This is a genomic window from Bacillus sp. FSL K6-2819 (assembly GCF_038008305.1).
Taxonomy (GTDB): domain Bacteria; phylum Bacillota; class Bacilli; order Bacillales; family Bacillaceae; genus Bacillus; species Bacillus amyloliquefaciens.
In genome coordinates, this window is the sequence record NZ_JBBOYV010000001.1 from 1,010,377 (window position 1) to 1,027,845 (window position 17,469).

Genomic DNA, 17,469 nt, shown 5'->3' on the forward strand with positions numbered 1-17,469 from the left:
AATATGCTCGTCATTTATTGCGATGGCCGGAAAAATTGATATGCAAACAGTATATCAAAGGAACCGTTATGTTAGAAGAAATTTATTCGTTTTCCTGCTGGAACTTTCTCATAAACTGAGCCAGTTTTTCACAATCAGCCAGGCTGACGGCGTTGTAAACAGACGCCCTGCAGCCTCCGACTGAGCGGTGGCCGCCGAGTCCGGTCATTTTAGCCGCTTTCGCTTCTTCAACGAATTTTTTCGTCAGACTGCTGTCGCGGAGAGTGAACGTGACATTCATGTGAGAACGGCTGTTTTTTTCGGCATGGCCCGCGTAAAATCCGCCGCTCGCATCGATTGTGCCGTACAGGACATCCGCCTTTTCCCGGTTGCGCCGTTCAGCCGCTTCGACACCGCCATTTTCAGCCAGCCATTCAAGGACGAGGCTCAGCATATAAATCGCAAATGTAGGCGGTGTATTATACAGTGAATCGGCTTTCGTGTGAGTGGAATATTTCAAAATTTTAGGAACGTTTGTATTTTCTTTTTCAAGCCAAGATTTTTTCATGATGACGACCGTAACGCCGGACGGCCCGAGGTTTTTCTGGGCTCCGCCGTAGATGACATCAAACGAGCTGACATCAATTTTTCTGCTGAGGATGTCGCTTGACATGTCGGCTACGAGCGGGATGGGTGAGTTCGGGAATTCTTTCCATTGCGTTCCGAAAATCGTGTTGTTGGACGTAATATGCAAGTAGGCGCCGTCTTTGATCCCTGAGAGGTCCGCTTCCGGTATATGGTTGTGGTTTGAATCTGCGCTTGTTGCCGTGACGGATGTGTTTCCGAACAGTTTCGCCTCAGCGAGGGCTTTTTCAGACCATGCGCCCGTCACGATGAAGTGCGCCGTCTTCTCCGGTGTTAAAAAGTTCATCGGAAGCATTGAGAATTGTAGGCTTGCTCCGCCTTGAAGAAATAAAATATCATAATCGTCGGGAATATCCATCAGTTCTTTCAGAAGGGTTTTGGCTTTTTGATGCACCGCATCATATTCCGTGCTCCGGTGGGACAGTTCCATGACGGACATGCCGGTGTTATTGAAGTCGACAAATTCTTTCTGTGCTTTTTGCAGCACATCCAGTGGAAGGGCTGCGGGTCCTGCATTGAAATTCGTTGTACGTTCCATGTTTACGATCTCTCCCTGTTTTCCGCTTTAGTGTAAGAAATAATACAATTATCCTATCACAATTTTTTGATTTTTTTGATATAAAAAAATATAATTTTATGTTTTATATATGTTCAGACGCAAAAAAACCTCATCCTTAAGATGAGGCAAGCCGTTTTCTGACGGTTGAAGCGATTTCCTGAAGATCGTCAGGCGTGTAGTCTTCGGCATGTGTCTTCCAGACCGCTCCGAAGCCGTCGCCTTTTCCGTAACGCGGAATGATGTGCATGTGAAAATGGAACACTGATTGGCCCGCTTTTTCACCGTTGTTATTGAGAATATTCAGCCCGATCGGCTCGAATTCATCCCGGATGGCGCGCGCGATTTTCGGCACCGCCTCAAAATATTCTTTAGAAAGCTCAGGCGTAAACTCGTACACGTTTTCAATATGTGTTTTCGGAATCACGAGCGTGTGGCCTTTTGTGACCTGGCTGATATCAAGAAACGCCACGACGTGTTCATTTTCGTATACTTTTGAAGACGGAATGTCACCGGCAATGATTTTGCAGAAAATACAATCGTCCGCTTTGTGCATAGATGGGTTTCCTCCCTGAAAAGAAATATATGTATATTCTCATCCTACCACAAAAACGGCCAAAACAAAAAACAGGATGAACGGCTGAGCGTTCATCCTGATGCAGAAGTACGAGCTTTATCACAGAAAATTTAATATGCCTTTTGTAAGCACCTCATTTGTTTTTAAAATGAAGACTTATGGGTCTGCTTAATCATTCCTGGGACAAACACCTCATTTGATTATTTCATCATGATTGAAGAACATCATCAAAGCAGTGTGTGAAGAAATTGTAAGCATAGGACATGTTGATTTTCATCCAACTGTTCAAAGACGTCTTTTATAAACACCTCATTTTCAGTTGATTAAAGCTGTTTCCTTCTACACGCATTATGATGTCCGAGATCACGATAACTATGCACGCTTTTCACGTGAGAAAAAAAGGGAATCGTTTCAAATCAGCCTTTATTTTTGGTACTATGAAGAAAAACGAATCAGAAGGGGAGAAATTATGTCTCTGCTATCGGTAAAAGACTTAACCGGCGGTTATACGAGAAACCCGGTTTTAAAAAATGTTTCATTCACCCTTGAGCCGAACCAAATCGTCGGGCTCATCGGATTAAACGGCGCGGGCAAAAGCACGACGATCCGGCATATTATCGGTTTAATGGACCCGCATAAAGGCTCAATCGAGCTGAACGGCAAGACGTTTTCGGAGGATAAGGAAAGCTACCGTTCGCAATTTACGTACATTCCCGAAACACCGGTGCTGTATGAAGAACTGACGCTCAAAGAGCATTTGGAGCTGACGGCCATGGCGTACGGCCTTTCCAAAGAAACGCTTGAAAAAAGGCTTCCTCCGCTTTTGAAGGAATTCAGAATGGAAAAAAGGCTGAAATGGTTTCCCGCTCACTTTTCCAAAGGGATGAAGCAGAAAGTCATGATCATGTGCGCATTTCTCGCAGAGCCTTCGCTTTATATCATTGACGAGCCGTTTCTCGGGCTTGACCCGCTTGCGATCAATGCTTTATTAGAGCGGATGGACGCCGCGAAAAAAGCCGGATCAACCGTCCTGATGTCAACGCATATACTGGCTACGGCAGAGCGCTACTGTGACGCTTTCATCATTTTACATAACGGCGAAGTGCGGGCAAGCGGCACACTGGAAGAACTGAGAGAGCAGTTCGGCATGAGAGACGCCGCTCTTGATGACTTGTATATTGAATTGACAAAGGAAGACGCCGGCCATGAATAATATGTCTAGTATTTGGCAGTCCCGGCTTGAGGAGCATATAAAGGAAACAAGAATGTATATGAAATATATGCTCAATGATCATCTCGTCATTGTGCTGATCTTTTTTATCGCCGGCGCGGCGAGCTGGTACAGCAAATGGGTCAAAGACATTCCCGATCATTTCCCGTCATTTTGGGTGATGGCGGTGCTCTTTTCATTTGTGCTGACGGGCTCATACGTCCGGACGCTGTTAAAGGAAGCGGATCTCGTGTTCCTGCTGCCGCTTGAACCGAAAATGGGGACATACTTTAAGCATTCATTCAAGTACAGCTATCTGTCACAGCTGTTTCCGCTTTTCGCTCTGTCGCTTGTGTGCATGCCTCTGTTTTTCGCTGTAAGCCCGGGAGCGTCACTTACGTCGTATGCCGCCGTTTTTATTCAGATGCTGGCGGTAAAAGCATGGAATCAGGCCATGGAGTGGCGGATGACATTTATGAATGACAGAAGCATGAAAATGACGGATGCGATCATACGCTTTATCTGTAATATGCTGCTTTTATACTTCATTTTGCAATCGTTTTATCTGTACGCTGCCGCCGTCTACATTGTGATGGCCGGTCTTTATGTGTATTTCACATCTGCCGCGAAACATAAATCGTTAAAATGGGAAGCTCATATTGAATATGAATTAAGAAGGAAGCAGCGGTTTTACAGAATCGCCAATCTGTTTACCGATGTGCCTCACCTGAAGAAACAGGCAAAACGCCGGGCGTATCTCGACTTCTTGCTCAGAATGATTCCGTTTGAACAGCGGAAAACGTTCTCATATATGTATGCGCGGGCCTTTCTTCGTTCAAATGATTATCTCGGCATTCAAGTCAGGCTCACGATTATTTTTATTCTGATAATTATGCTCGTTTCCGCCAATCCGTGGATAACGGCGGCGTTAACCGTATTTACCGTCTTTATTACGGGGATACAGCTTTTGCCGCTGTTCGGGCATTTTCATCATCTTTCTTTACAGGAGCTTTACCCGGTCAATCAGAAAGCGAAGCTGCAAAGTTTCTTTTCCCTGATGAAATCGGTGCTAACCGTGCAGGCATTGCTGTTCACGGCAGCGTCGGCCTATGCCGCGGGAGTCAGCGGGGCGCTTTATGCCGCTATCGCTTCAGCCGTTCTGATCTTTGTGATTATGCCTTCGTATATGGGAGGCAGATTGAAAAAATACGGCAAGCTGTAATCAATCGGGTTTTTGAAACCTATAGCGAAAGAAGGAGACGCAGATGACCGGCGATCAGCAGCTGATACATGAAGCCTTGCAATGGAAAGCGCGTTTTTTGCGTAAGGATTCGATGCTCGAACGTTTTTCTAAAGGAATGCAGGCGAAAATAAATGAGCGGATTCCCGAAAAAATTCATACCGTTATCACAGAAAGCATCAAAAAAATGACCGAAGCAACAATGGCGGGTTCAAATCTGGCAAAAAGCAATCGGGATACAAACGGTATGACCCTTTCAGAAAAAGATGCCCTGGCCAGACAAACCATCGCATCATACCAGAAGGTCGCGGCAGCCGAGGGTATCGGTACGGGGGCTGGCGGAATTTTTTTAGGAATGGCTGATTTTCCTTTGCTGTTGTCGATTAAAATGAAATGCCTGTTCGATCTTGCCTCCATTTACGGCTTTGATGTGAGTGATAGAGATGAACGATTGTTTTTGCTGTTTATTTTTCAGCTTGCTTTCTCAAGCGGTGAACGGCGGAAACACATATACTCGATTATTGAACATTGGGATTCAAAAAAGCATGATGTCGATTGGAGAGTTTTTCAGCAGGAATACCGCGATTATCTGGACGTGGTGAAATTGTTTCAGCTTTTGCCGGTCGTCGGAGCAGCCGTGGGCGGAGCGGCCAATTATAAACTGCTGTCACAGCTAGGCGAGACGGCAAGGCATGTTTTTCATTTAAGAATTACAGCAGCCGGTACGTAATGTACCGGCTGTTTTTTTATGCCTAGCGGCGGTAGCTCACCGCGGCGCCGATAAGCACCTTGGCGGCCGTCAGCATCGCTTTTTCATTAAAATCAAATTTCGGGTGATGATGAGGATAAATAGATTCCGCATTTTCTAAAGCGGCGCCCGTAAAGAAAAATGCGCCTTTCGTATGCTGCAGATAATATGAAAAGTCTTCTCCCGCCATCTGCGGCTCTCCTTCAACGACTTTTGTGACGCCGTCTGTTTCCGCTGCGGCAGCAGCCGCGTGCGCCGCTTCCTCAGGGTGATTCACGACAGCGGGGTAGCCGCGTTTGAAACGATATTCATAAGAAGCGGAGTGCATGGCGCAGATTCCTTTGACGACGGCTTCTATTTCTGCTTCGAGCAGGCTGCGCACCTCTTCGTCAAACGAGCGGACGGTGCCGGTTATGACTGCGTGATCCGCAATCGCATTAAACGGATTTTCAGCGACGAACGAGCCGGCTGAGATGACGGCCGGGTGCATGGGGTTTACCCGCCGGCTCACAATATGCTGAAGGGCGGTGACGATTTGTGAGCCGATTAAAACGGCGTCCTTCGTATCGTGAGGGATCGCGCCGTGACCGCCTTTTCCGATGACTTTAATCGTAAATCCGTCAGCGGCGGCCATCACTGCGCCCGGGCGGCATAAAACCGTTCCGACGGGTTCAGTCGCCCAAAGGTGCGTGCCGAAAATGGCGTCGACATGTTCGAGGCAGCCGTCTTCAATCATTGATTTTGCTCCGCCGGGAGATAATTCTTCGGCGTGCTGGTGGATCATCACAAATGACCCTTTCAGGTTTTCCCGGTTGCGGGAAAGCACTTTTCCGACCGCAAGCAGAGCTGCCGTATGGCCGTCGTGCCCGCAGGCGTGCATGACGCCGGGGATTTGTGAAGCATAGGGCGCATCTTTTTCATCCTGTATAGGCAAAGCGTCAAAATCAGCCCTGAGCGCGACAGCCGGTCCCGGTTCACTGCCTTCAATATAGGCTGTGACTCCGTTTCCTCCGACATTCGTCCGGATGGGAACGCCGAGTTTTTCATAAAACGATGCGATGAACGCCGGTGTTTTTTTCTCTTTAAAGGAAAGCTCGGGATTCATGTGAAGGTGACGCCTGATTTCAACCATTTCCTCATACAGGCCGTCAAGCTCGGCGTATAAGCTTTTTTGAAGTGCCGTTAATGTCAAAGCGATGCCCCCTCGTCTGCTTTTCCCATGATTGTATAGAAAATGTCAGAAGATTTCAATCTTTTTGCTAAGGGAGAATGATGATGGCGGCGATCGTTGTGACGACAAGTCCGGCCGCCACCGGAATAAAGTTTTTCCTGGCAAGCTCAAACGGATCAACTTTACAAATAGCCGCAGCGGGGATAAGCGCCCAAGGGACCAATGTTCCGCCCCCGACCCAGATCGCTGAAATCTGCCCCAGCGCCGTTAAAACGGCCGGGTCCGTATGAAGCGCGGCGGAAAATAGTTTTGCCATCGAGCCTGCAAGAGATATCCCGGAAAAGCCTGAACCGTCAAGCCCTGTAATCGCACCGACTGCGGTGAGGGCGATGCCGGCGAATTCCCCGGACATCGGAAAGGAATGGGACAGCGCCAGCCCGAGGTCATTGACGATCCCCGCAGATCCCTGCGGCAGAGGGGTGTTCAAAATACTTTTAAACCCCGCGTCACCGAGATAAAAGAAAGCCGCGATCGGAATGACGGGGCCGAATACTTTAAAGCCGAATTGAAAACCGCCGATAAAATACTCAGTGATCTTTTCTAAATGCCGCTGCTTATGAACAATGAAATGAATGATCAGGAGGATGCCGATCGCAGTCCCCCCGACGAGTGCCGTCGCGTCATTTCCTTGCAGGCGGTATACGAGCATGCAAATAATATCGGCAAGAAAAACAATCGGAATGAAAACCGCCAGGATGACCCTGAGTTTTTTCGGAAGATACATACTTGTGTCCAAAGAACCGGAGCTGTAAAAGGAGAGGGGGGCCTGCGTTTTTTTTCGTTCCCGCATGATGAGAAAAAAAGCGGTGACTGTCGTCGTTATCCCCATGATCAAAACGAGCGGAATACTCGCCTGCATGACATCGCCCACAGGAACTCCGGCGGCATCGGCTGTCAATTTCGGCGCCGCCTGAATGACGTAATCACCTGATAAAGCGAATCCATGGCCGAACAGGTTCATCGCCATTGCTGCGGCGATCGGAGAAAGACCCGCCCGGATCGCTGCGGGAAGCAGCACTGCGCCGATCAGCGCCACCCCTGGTGACGGCCAGAAAAAAAGAGAAATGGCAAACATCAGTCCGCCGATGACCCAATACGCGACAGCCGGCCCTTTCATCAGCTTCGCAAATGGAGAAATCATCGCTTCATTAATACCTGTTTTGGTCAAAATGCCGCTCATCGCCACGATAAAACAAATAATAAAAATCGTCGGCAGCAATTCCCCGGCGGCATACGTGAAGCTGTGAAACAGGCTGCTGACCGAAGCGGAGAATGAATGCGTCGTCCATAGCGCAATCACAAAAATACCGGCAAGTGAAATAAAGGTTGTATCTTTTCTGAGAAGCATAAAAACGATAATGGCTGCGATAAAAGCAACATAAAGCAGATGTATCGAGTAGACGCCGATCCCCAATTGAACCACTCCGTTTATAAATAGGATTGCTACAGGTTATTCATAGGCGGGCGGAAGGTGCAAAGAAGGAAGCTGAAAATCGGGACAAAAAAAAGCCGGAGAATCTCCGGCGGTTTTAGTCTATAGCGTAATAAGCGGTTACATAAGATGGACGGGAGAAAATGGACGTCGTATCAATGCCTGCTGATGTTCCGCGTTTTTTATGAGCTTCCTGATAAGAGTTTGACTGCTGCCAGTTCTGAAAGGCTTTTTCCTCTTCCCACAGGGTCAGGATGACATACGTATCGCCTTCGAGCGGCCTTAATACGCGGATGGCTTTAAAGCCGGGTTCATTTTCCACTTTGCCGGCTCGGTTTTTAAACCGATTTTCAAACAGCGGCCGGCCTTCCTGGGTAACTGCGATGTTGTTGAGGACGGCGTAGCCCGGATTTTTGATTTCCCCGACGCTGTCGATGCTTTCATATGAATGGGGCGCCTGGAAAACGGTTTCTCCATTTGTCTCATGGATTAAAATCGCATTTTCATCCCCTTGCATCAGCACCATATTCTCACCAGGGTGTTTCTTTGCAATCGTCTTTAAAAAATCGGCTGTCCCGTATGTAATATAAACCTTCATATCAGCCACCTCCTGCTTGCTAGTATATCAAAAGAGTGGTATAAGTTTCTATTGGCGACTCATTCTGACATAAATCGAAACAATATTTCCCATACTACAAGTTAAGAAAGGCGAGGTGACTTATGCTGAAAAAGAAAAAAAGATTCTTTATTCCGGCTGTAATTGCAGCGGCAACCGCTTTTCTCGCGTTAATCGGATACATTATCATTATATTTCTCGGCCATTATGTCATCGATGAAAAGAAGTTAATACTGCACGCATCTTCAAAAATCGTCGATCAAAACGGTGATGAAATCGCGAGCCTTTATACGGAAAACCGCGAACCGGTATCCATTCAGGAGGTTCCGGAAGATGTGAGAGATGCGTTTATCGCCGTTGAAGATAAACGGTTTTACGAACATCACGGCATTGATGTGAAGTCTGTCGGTCGGGCGGTGTTCCGGGATGTTTTAGCAGGCGGCAAGGTGGAGGGCGGAAGCACGATCACCCAGCAGCTGGCGAAAAACATTTTTCTGACTAATGATAAAACATTTTTGCGCAAGACAAAAGAAGTCATCATTGCCATCAATCTTGAGCGTGATTACAGCAAGGATAAGCTGCTTGAAATGTACCTGAACCAGCTCTATTTCGGCCATGGCGTTTACGGCATTCAAGCCGCGTCTCACTACTACTTTAATAAAGAAGTAAAAGATTTAACCGTTGCAGAAGGCGCCGTTCTGGCAGCCATACCGAAGGCGCCATCCCTTTATTCGCCGATTCAGCATCCCGGCAAAAATAAAGAACGGCGCGATACGATTCTTTCCATGATGAACGATCAAGGCTATATCAGCGCCAAAGAAGCCGTCAGAGCCCAGGGCAGGACATTGGGGCTTAATGTCAAGAAAACATCTGAAACGCCTTGGTTTGACAGTTATATCGATCTTGTCATCAAGGAGGCGGAATCCCGTTATTCGATGTCAGGAGAACAGCTTCTTCAAGGCGGCTATACGATCCGGACTTCGCTTGATTCCAAGCTGCAGAAAACGGCATACACACTAATGAGGGAAAACGGCTATTTTCCGGGGACGGATCAGGCGGCAGAGGGAAGCGCCGTCTTTATTGATAATAAAACCGGAGGCGTCCGCGCGGCGGTCGGCGGGCGCGACTACGTGACAAAAGGATACAACAGGGTAACTGCGCCGCGGCAGCCGGGCTCAACGTTTAAGCCGCTTGCCGTATACGGGCCCGCCATGCAGGAAGACAAGTTCAAACCGTATTCGCTTCTTCAAGACAAACTGCAGTCTTACGACGGGTATGAACCGAAAAATTATGGCGGGCAGTACAAGGGGCAAGTGACGATGCAGGACGCGATCACATACAGCATAAATGCGCCCGCTGTCTGGACATTGAAGCAGATCGGCGTGGATACGGGAAAATCGTATCTTGATAAAAACGGCATAAACATTTCTGACAACGGGCTCGCGATTGCGCTTGGCGGTCTGTCAGAAGGCGTCACCCCGCTTCAGCTTGCCGGAGCTTATCATACCTTTGCGGCGAACGGAATGTATACGAAGCCATTTTTTATTGAGAAAATCACGGACGAAGACGGAGAAACGATATCCGGGCCTAAAAACGGCAAAACGCGCGTCTTCAGCGGACAGACCGCATGGAATATGACGAGAATGCTTCAGCAGGTCGTAAAAGAAGGAACCGCTTCACAAGGAAGCTATCAAGGCGACATGGCGGGGAAAACCGGCACGACGTCATTTACCGGCGTCCCCGGTGCCACGAAGGACGCCTGGTTTGCGGGATACACTCCCGGACTGACGGGAGCCATTTGGATGGGCTATGACAAAACGGATAAAACCCATTACCTGAAAGGCGGAAGCCAGTACCCGGTCCGGCTCTTTAAAGATATCGTCACAAAAGCGGAAGAAAGCGGCAAAACATTCAAAAAGCCTGAAAATGTGAAAGAACTGGGCAGTCCGATTGAGCTTAAGGCGGTGAAGTCCCTGTCGGCCCGTTATACATTTAAGGCGATGGGATTGATTACGATTCAATTAAAATGGGATGCTCAAAAGGATGATCGGGTTGTTTACCGAATATATGAAAAGAAAGACGGAAAAGACAAGCTTCTGGATTCGGTGAAAGGAAAAGGCAGCTTTGACATTCCGTACGCCAATCTGTTCTCAGGGGCTTCATACAAGGTCGTTCCATATAATACACAGACGAATCAAGAAGGAGAGGGAACGGAATACGTTCAGCCGAAGCTTTTTTCTTCTTAAATAATGAATTCGGCGATTTTTTGAACATTAAGCCTCAATTCTATACCATTTTGAAAAAACAAGGTATAGTGTAATGGGCGAAGAACACGAACGTATGGTTGCAGGAGGAAAGGTGGAAATTCAGATGAGTAAACGAGAAGCGTTTAATGATACGTTTTTAAAAGCGGCACGGGGAGAAAAAGCGGGTCACGTCCCTGTCTGGTACATGAGACAGGCGGGGAGGTCGCAGCCGGAATACCGCAAGCTGAAGGAAAAGTACGGCCTGGTTGAAATTACGCATCAGCCCGAGCTGTGCGCGTATGTGACAAGACTCCCGGTCGAGCAGTACGGAGTGGACGCTGCCATTTTATATAAAGATATTATGACGCCGCTTCCTTATATCGGAGTGGATGTTGAAATTAAAAACGGAATCGGGCCGGTGATCGATCAGCCGGTGCGCTCTGCTGCGGATATTGACAAGCTCGGCGAACTGAATCCCGAACAGGATGTTCCTTACGTGCTGGAAACGATCCGATTACTCGTAAACGAACAGCTGAATGTCCCGCTCATCGGTTTTTCGGGAGCGCCTTTTACGCTGGCCAGTTATATGATTGAAGGCGGGCCTTCTAAAAATTACAACAAAACAAAAGCGTTTATGCACAGTATGCCGCAAGCGTGGCAGATGCTGATGGACAAGCTCGCGGACATGATTATCGTTTATGCGAAAGCGCAGATTAACGCCGGCGCGAAAGCCATTCAGATTTTTGATTCATGGGTCGGCGCGCTGAACCGCGAAGATTACCGGATGTATATCAAACCGGTGATGGACAGAATTTTCCGGGAGCTTTCAGCAGAACAAGTTCCGCTGATCATGTTCGGCGTAGGCGCAAGCCATCTGGCCGGAGATTGGCATGACCTTCCTCTTGACGTTGTCGGTCTTGATTGGAGACTCAGCATAGATGACGCCAGAAAACAAGGCATCACAAAAACGGTTCAGGGCAACCTTGATCCGTCGCTTCTTCTTGCGCCTTGGGAAGTCATCGAGGAAAAAGCGAAAGCGATACTTGATCAGGGCATGAAAACGGACCGGTTTATTTTCAATTTAGGACACGGCGTATTCCCTGATGTAAATCCGGATACGCTGAAAAAGCTGACGGCGTTTGTGCATGAATACTCCGCAGCCAAAAAAACGGAACGATCTTCCTGAGCAGATCGTTGGTTATAAGGAGATTTTCCTGTCAAAATCAAGATAGACAGACCATCAAAAGAGGTGTTTAACAAAATGAGCAGCAAAAAGAAAATGGGACTTCTTGTCATGGCTTACGGAACGCCTTACAAAGAAGAGGACATAGAGCGTTATTATACACATATCAGACGCGGAAGAAAGCCGGAGCCGCATATGCTTCAAGACTTAAAAGACAGATATGAGGCGATCGGAGGCATTTCGCCACTCGCAAAAATTACGCAGGAGCAGGCGGAGAAGCTCGGACAGCGTTTAAATGAAATTCAGGATGATGTAACATTCAAAGTGTACATCGGATTAAAACATATTGAACCGTTTATTGAAGATGCGGTGGCGGAGATGCATAAAGACGGCATTACAGAAGCTGTCAGCCTTGTGCTCGCCCCTCATTTTTCAACATTCAGCGTCAAGTCTTACAACAAACGCGCGAAAGAAGAAGCGGACAAGCTCGGCGGCTTGACCATCAAGTCGGTTGAGAGCTGGTATGATGAACCGAAATTCGTTGATTATTGGGTCACCCAAGTGAAGAAAACGTATGACTCCATGCCGAAAGAAGAACGGGATGATGCGATGCTGATCGTCTCAGCGCACAGCCTTCCTGAAAAAATTAAAGAATACGGCGATCCGTATCCTGACCAGCTGGAGGAATCCGCAAAACTGATAGCCGAAGGCGCCGGAATTACCGATTACGCAGTCGGCTGGCAGAGCGAAGGGAACACCCCTGATCCGTGGCTCGGGCCGGATGTGCAGGATCTCACGCGCGAGCTGTATCAAAAGCATCCTTATAAAGCATTTGTATATGTGCCCGCAGGCTTCGTTGCCGATCATTTAGAGGTGCTTTACGATAATGATTACGAATGCAAAGCTGTGACCGATGAAGTCGGCGCAAGCTACTATCGTCCGGCTATGCCGAACGCACAGCCTGAATTTATCGACGCGCTTGCAGCGGTCGTGCTGAAAGAGCTGGACAAGTAGAATTAAACGGTAAAGAAGGCGATAAAAATGAGTGGCGATAAAAAACATCTGGTCATCATCGGCGGCGGCATAACGGGATTAGCCGCCGCCTTCTACATGGAAAAAGAAATCAAGGAAAAACAGCTGCCGCTTGAGATTACTTTGATCGAAGCAGGCCCGCGAGCGGGCGGGAAAATTCAGACGGCCCATAAAGACGGCTACATCATCGAGCGGGGGCCGGATTCTTTTTTGGAAAGGAAAAAAAGCGCTCCGCAGCTCGTGAAGGATCTGGGGCTTGAGCATCTGCTCGTCAACAATGCGACCGGCCAGTCTTACGTGCTTGTCAACGAGACGCTTCATCCGATGCCGAAGGGCGCGGTGATGGGCATCCCGACAAAAATCGCTCCGTTCATCTCCACCGGCTTATTTTCTGTTCCCGGAAAAGCGCGGGCGGCGCTGGATTTTGTCCTGCCTGCGAGCAAACCGAAGGAAGATCAGTCTCTGGGTGAGTTTTTCCGCAGACGCGTCGGTGACGAAGTTGTTGAGAATTTAATAGAACCGCTGTTGTCTGGGATTTATGCCGGAGATATTGATAAGCTGAGCCTTATGTCCACGTTTCCGCAATTCTATCAGACTGAGCAAAAGCACAGAAGTCTGATTCTCGGCATGAAAAAATCGCGTCCGCAGCCTTCGGGACAGCAGCTGACGGCCAAAAAGCAGGGCCAGTTTTTAACACTGACGACAGGCCTTCAAACTTTGGTGGAGGAGCTGGAAAAGCAGCTTACACTGACAAAGGTGATGAAAGGCACGAAAGTTACCCATATCGGCCGCGAGGAGAAGGGATATTCCGTGACGCTTGATAACGGCAGTGTGCTGCATGCGGAAGGATGCATTGTGACAGCGCCGCATAAAGCCGCGGCGAAAATGCTTTCTGATTTGCCGGCGGTGTCATGTCTCAAAGACATGCATTCTACGTCCGTTGCCAACGTCGCCTTAGGTTTTCCGGAGGGAGCCGTCAAGATGGAGCATGAAGGTACGGGATTCGTTATCTCAAGAAACAGCGATTTCTCCATCACGGCCTGCACATGGACGAATAAAAAATGGCCGCACGCGGCGCCGGAGGGCAAAACGCTTCTCAGGGCGTACGTTGGAAAGGCCGGAGATGAATCCATCGTAGATCTTTCAGATAACGAGATCATTAAAATCGTAATGGAAGATTTGAAAAAAGTAATGAAAATCAATGGCGAACCGGAAATGACCTGTGTCACCCGCTGGAACGAAAGCATGCCGCAGTACCATGTCGGCCATAAAGAGCGCATCAAAGAGTTCAGAGATGAGCTGAAAGCTTCCTATCCGGGTGTATACGCGACGGGCGCATCTTTTGAAGGGGTGGGCATCCCCGACTGTATCGACCAGGGAAAAGCCGCAGTATATGATTCACTGGCTTATTTATTTGAAACGTACCAGCCTCCGTTATCTTAAAACGGGGGTTTTTTTTTGCATGTTCCCGTTCTGTAAAGGGAACACCATTATAGAGAAAAAACATTTGAATCTTCTTCGCGACTGTGATAAGTTATCTTATGTACAAAATGACTAAAACGTTCAAACGGTCAATTTAACGAGGTGGGAAACATGTCCGTCGATCGGAAAAAGCTCATTCTGGAAGCGGCAACGAAATCTTTTACGCAATTCGGCTACAAAGCAACGACAATGGATCTGGTGGCAAAGCTTGCAAACGTGGGGAAGGGAACCATCTACACGTTCTTCAAAAACAAAGAAGAGCTGTTTGATGATATTTTCACCACTATTTTAAGAGAAATGAAGGAACACGCTGACGAAGCGATGAAACCGGAGCTTTCATTTCATGAAAATGTCCATCGGGCGCTGGTCGCGATTTTGGAATTCAGAAAAACACACCAGCTGACTATTAAAATTTTTCAGGAGAACGCCGAGATTGGTACAATTGCCGTTCAGGATGTCATTGCGAAAATGGAGCGGGCCATTCTGTCATACATTAAAGAAAAGATAGAATGTGCCATTGAAAACGGGAGCATTAAACCGTGCGATCCGGAGCTCACCGCTTTTGTGATGCTCAAACTCTACATCGCGCTGATATTTGACTGGGAAAAAAACCATCCGCCTCTTGAAAAAGAGACGATCGCCGAATTGCTGGAAATCTATGTCGGTCAAGGATTATCTAAATAGATGATCCTTCACTTTTTAGGTGCCGTGACCGTTTTGTCAAATGAGTCAGTTTGCGGAAGGAGGCAACAGGGTTGAATACAATAAAAAGCCAGTGGAAAGACATTGTAACGAGCAAGAAACTGTTAATCCCCATCATTGCCATATTATTCGTTCCGCTGATCTACAGCGGAGTGTTTTTGAAGGCGTACTGGGATCCGTACGGCACGGTGGATCAGCTGCCGGTTGTCGTTGTCAACCAGGATAAAGGGGCAGACTACGAAGGGAAACATCTTCAGATCGGTGACGATCTTGTAAAAGAGTTAAAGAAAAATGATAATTTTGATTGGCATTTTTCAAGCGATCTTGATCAATCGCTAAAGGACTTATTAAATGCTAAATATTATTTATTGGTCGAGATTCCTGAAGATTTTTCTAAAAACGCCAGCACGGTAATGGATAAAAATCCGAAGAAGCTGGATCTGAAGTATCATACGAATGCCGGTTCCAACTATGTCGGCGCGACAATCGGTGAAAAGGCGATCGATAAATTGAAAGCCTCAGTGTCGAAAGAAGTGACGGAGCAATACGCAAAAGTCATTTTTGACAACTTTAAAGATATTGCCAAAGGACTCGGCAAAGCCAGCAGCGGCGCCAAGAAAATAGACGATGGCACAAAAAGCGCGAAAGACGGCAGCGCCAAGCTGAAGGAAAATTTAGCGAAACTCACTGAAAGCACCGCAACCATCAGCGATAAAACGCAGCAGCTTACAGACGGCGCAGCAAAAGTGACAAGCGGAATTCAAACGCTTGACAGCTCTATCGCAAAACTCCAGAGCGCAAGCGCCGAAATTCAAGACAAATCAGGACAGATTGCTTCAGGCGGAGGCCAAGTGGCCAGCGGGCTGAAAACGAGCCTTGACGGGCATAAGCAGCTCCAGCAAAAGCTTCCGGATTTAACGAATGGTTTAAGCGTGTTAAACAGCAAGGCGCAGGAAGTATCGCAAAAAGCGGCGGCATTTGAAGATGCCATCAATTCCGTCAACCTGTCAGATATAGAAAAAGCCGTTGGGCAGCTCGAACAGACTGAAAAGGAATTGCAGCAGTTTAAGAAGAAGCTTTCTGATCTGAAAAACAGCCTCGATGCCCGGGATAACGCGGTCAAAAAGGTGATTCAGGACAGTGATTTCTTAACGGATGAGCAAAAAGCAAAACTTGTTCAGCTTCTGAATGAGAAGCTTCCGAAAGCTGACCTTCCGGATTTAGACAATATCGTCAGCCAGCTTCCGTCCGGCGGAGATATTCAGCTTCCGGATATGTCAGTCATTAAAAGCGCGCTCCAAGATGTAAAAGCGAAGGCTGATCAGCTGAAAGCACTGCCTCAGTCCACTTCGAAACTGTATAACGGTGCAGCGGCGGTACAAGACGCGATTAACCAGCTGACAGCGGGAACTGATAAATTGTACAGCGGAGCACAGACAGTTTTTGAAAGCCAAAACAAACTGACGGCCGGTATCGGCGAATACAACAGCAAGTTCGGCCAGCTCAAATCAGGATCTGAAGCGCTAGTGTCAGGGAGCGGCCAAGTGTCAGGCGGCTTAACGAAGCTGCTGGATGCGCAAAACAAAATCCATGACGGCTCATCCAAAATTGAGCAGGGTCAAGCGTCTCTCGGCACCGGTTTAAGCAAGCTTTTAGACGGTACCGGACAATTGTCCAGCCAGCTGAAAGATGCGGCCGATCAAACCGGAGACATTAAGACAGATGACAAAACGTACAGCATGATCGCCGATCCGGTAAAAACGGACGATAACGCGATTCATTCCGTGCCTAACTACGGTACCGGACTGACGCCATATATTCTCTCTATGGGCTTATATGTCGGCGGATTGATGCTGACGGTCGTATTCCCTCTGAGTGAAGCTTCAGGGCGTCCGAGAAACGGTTTTGAATGGTTCCTCAGCAAATTCAGCGTCATTCTGCTTGTCGGACTGATTCAATCCGTTATTGTCGCAACGGTTCTGTTAAAAGGAATCGGGCTTGATGTGGAAAGCACTTGGAGATTCTATCTCTTTACGATGATTACCAGCATCGCGTTCTTGTCCATGATTCAATTATTGGCGACAACGATGGGAAATCCGGGACGCTTTATCGCTGTCATCATTCTGGTGCTCCAGCTCGGGGCAAGCGGAGGAACCTTCCCGCTCGAACTCCTGCCGGGATTCTATCAAGTGATTCACGGCGCACTGCCGATGACTTACAGCATCAACGGATTCCGTGCCGTCATTTCAAATGGCGATTACGGCTACATGTGGCAGCAGGCATCGGTTCTATTGGGCATCGCCGTTGTCATGATCACACTGACCATCGTGTACTTTACGGTAAAAAGCAAAAAAGAACACAAAGCGGAAGAAGAAATAACAGCATAAGAAATAGAGGCTCTGAGCAAATGCTCAGAGCCTCTTTTATTCAAAAGAGAAGATACAGAGGTTCAGGCTTCCGAAAGGGCTTTTTACGGTTAAACACGTTAAAGAGGAATGTCCCGAACAGATGAACCCCGTTACAGCGCCTGTCAGCATAGGAGCGGGCAGCATGACATTTACACGTAAACGATGCCCTGGTTTCACTTGCC

Annotated in this window: 14 protein-coding genes; 9 read left to right on the top strand and 5 right to left on the bottom strand. The window is 47.9% G+C overall.

Annotated elements, in window-relative coordinates; translation table 11 throughout:
• Positions 1–82 precede the first annotated feature (82 nt).
• Positions 83–1,162 carry a 3-phosphoserine/phosphohydroxythreonine transaminase gene (serC, locus tag MHH91_RS05300; protein WP_013351711.1) on the bottom strand — a complete coding sequence of 360 codons (1,080 nt, stop codon included), beginning with the start codon at positions 1,160–1,162 and terminating at the stop codon, positions 83–85.
• A gap of 136 nt (positions 1,163–1,298) precedes the next feature.
• Positions 1,299–1,736: an HIT family protein gene (locus MHH91_RS05305; protein WP_007409220.1), complete on the bottom strand. Its 438-nt coding sequence runs from the start codon at positions 1,734–1,736 to the stop codon at positions 1,299–1,301.
• Positions 1,737–2,226: 490 nt separating this feature from the next.
• Here MHH91_RS05305 and MHH91_RS05310 point away from each other — a divergent pair, with 490 nt between their 5' ends.
• Genes MHH91_RS05310 through MHH91_RS05320 form a run of 3 tightly spaced genes read left to right on the top strand, consistent with a single transcriptional unit; the run spans position 2,227 to position 4,937 of the window.
• A complete protein-coding gene (locus MHH91_RS05310; protein ID WP_013351712.1) occupies positions 2,227–2,970 on the top strand; it encodes an ABC transporter ATP-binding protein in 744 nt (247 codons plus the stop codon).
• Positions 2,963–4,189, top strand: a complete 1,227-nt coding sequence (locus MHH91_RS05315) for an ABC transporter permease (protein WP_013351713.1) — start codon at positions 2,963–2,965, stop codon at positions 4,187–4,189. Before MHH91_RS05310 ends, MHH91_RS05315 begins: the two co-directional genes overlap by 8 nt.
• Positions 4,190–4,232: 43 nt before the next feature.
• Positions 4,233–4,937 (top strand): EcsC family protein, encoded by a 705-nt coding sequence (locus tag MHH91_RS05320; protein WP_013351714.1) that lies wholly within the window; start codon positions 4,233–4,235, stop codon positions 4,935–4,937.
• A gap of 22 nt (positions 4,938–4,959) precedes the next feature.
• Here MHH91_RS05320 and MHH91_RS05325 read toward each other — a convergent pair whose 3' ends face one another.
• The 3 genes from MHH91_RS05325 to hmoB all read right to left on the bottom strand — a co-directional run bounded on the left by MHH91_RS05325 (position 4,960) and on the right by hmoB (position 8,216).
• On the bottom strand, positions 4,960–6,087 hold the full coding sequence (locus MHH91_RS05325) for an amidohydrolase (RefSeq protein WP_373419137.1): 1,128 nt from the start codon (positions 6,085–6,087) through the stop codon (positions 4,960–4,962).
• A gap of 127 nt (positions 6,088–6,214) precedes the next feature.
• Positions 6,215–7,600 (bottom strand): hypothetical protein, encoded by a 1,386-nt coding sequence (locus tag MHH91_RS05330; RefSeq protein ID WP_013351716.1) that lies wholly within the window; start codon positions 7,598–7,600, stop codon positions 6,215–6,217.
• 115 nt (positions 7,601–7,715) lie between these two features.
• Entirely contained in the window at positions 7,716–8,216 is a 501-nt protein-coding gene (hmoB, locus tag MHH91_RS05335) for a heme-degrading oxygenase HmoB (RefSeq protein WP_013351717.1), read from the bottom strand.
• Positions 8,217–8,338: 122 nt separating this feature from the next.
• Between hmoB and MHH91_RS05340 the strand changes: the two genes are divergently transcribed.
• From MHH91_RS05340 to MHH91_RS05365, 6 genes are all read left to right on the top strand, one after another.
• Positions 8,339–10,480, top strand: coding sequence for a transglycosylase domain-containing protein (locus MHH91_RS05340; protein ID WP_013351718.1), 2,142 nt, complete (start codon positions 8,339–8,341; stop codon positions 10,478–10,480).
• A 124-nt stretch (positions 10,481–10,604) separates the two neighbouring features.
• Complete coding sequence (gene hemE / locus MHH91_RS05345) at positions 10,605–11,666, top strand: uroporphyrinogen decarboxylase (RefSeq protein WP_013351719.1); 1,062 nt, start codon at positions 10,605–10,607, stop codon at positions 11,664–11,666.
• Between the two features lie 75 nt (positions 11,667–11,741).
• Positions 11,742–12,677, top strand: coding sequence for a ferrochelatase (gene hemH, locus MHH91_RS05350; RefSeq protein ID WP_013351720.1), 936 nt, complete (start codon positions 11,742–11,744; stop codon positions 12,675–12,677).
• A gap of 27 nt (positions 12,678–12,704) precedes the next feature.
• Entirely contained in the window at positions 12,705–14,138 is a 1,434-nt protein-coding gene (hemY, locus tag MHH91_RS05355) for a protoporphyrinogen oxidase (protein ID WP_013351721.1), read from the top strand.
• 150 nt (positions 14,139–14,288) lie between these two features.
• Positions 14,289–14,861: a TetR/AcrR family transcriptional regulator gene (locus MHH91_RS05360; protein ID WP_013351722.1), complete on the top strand. Its 573-nt coding sequence runs from the start codon at positions 14,289–14,291 to the stop codon at positions 14,859–14,861.
• 71 nt (positions 14,862–14,932) lie between these two features.
• Positions 14,933–17,266 (top strand): YhgE/Pip domain-containing protein, encoded by a 2,334-nt coding sequence (locus tag MHH91_RS05365; protein WP_013351723.1) that lies wholly within the window; start codon positions 14,933–14,935, stop codon positions 17,264–17,266.
• Positions 17,267–17,469 lie beyond the last annotated feature (203 nt).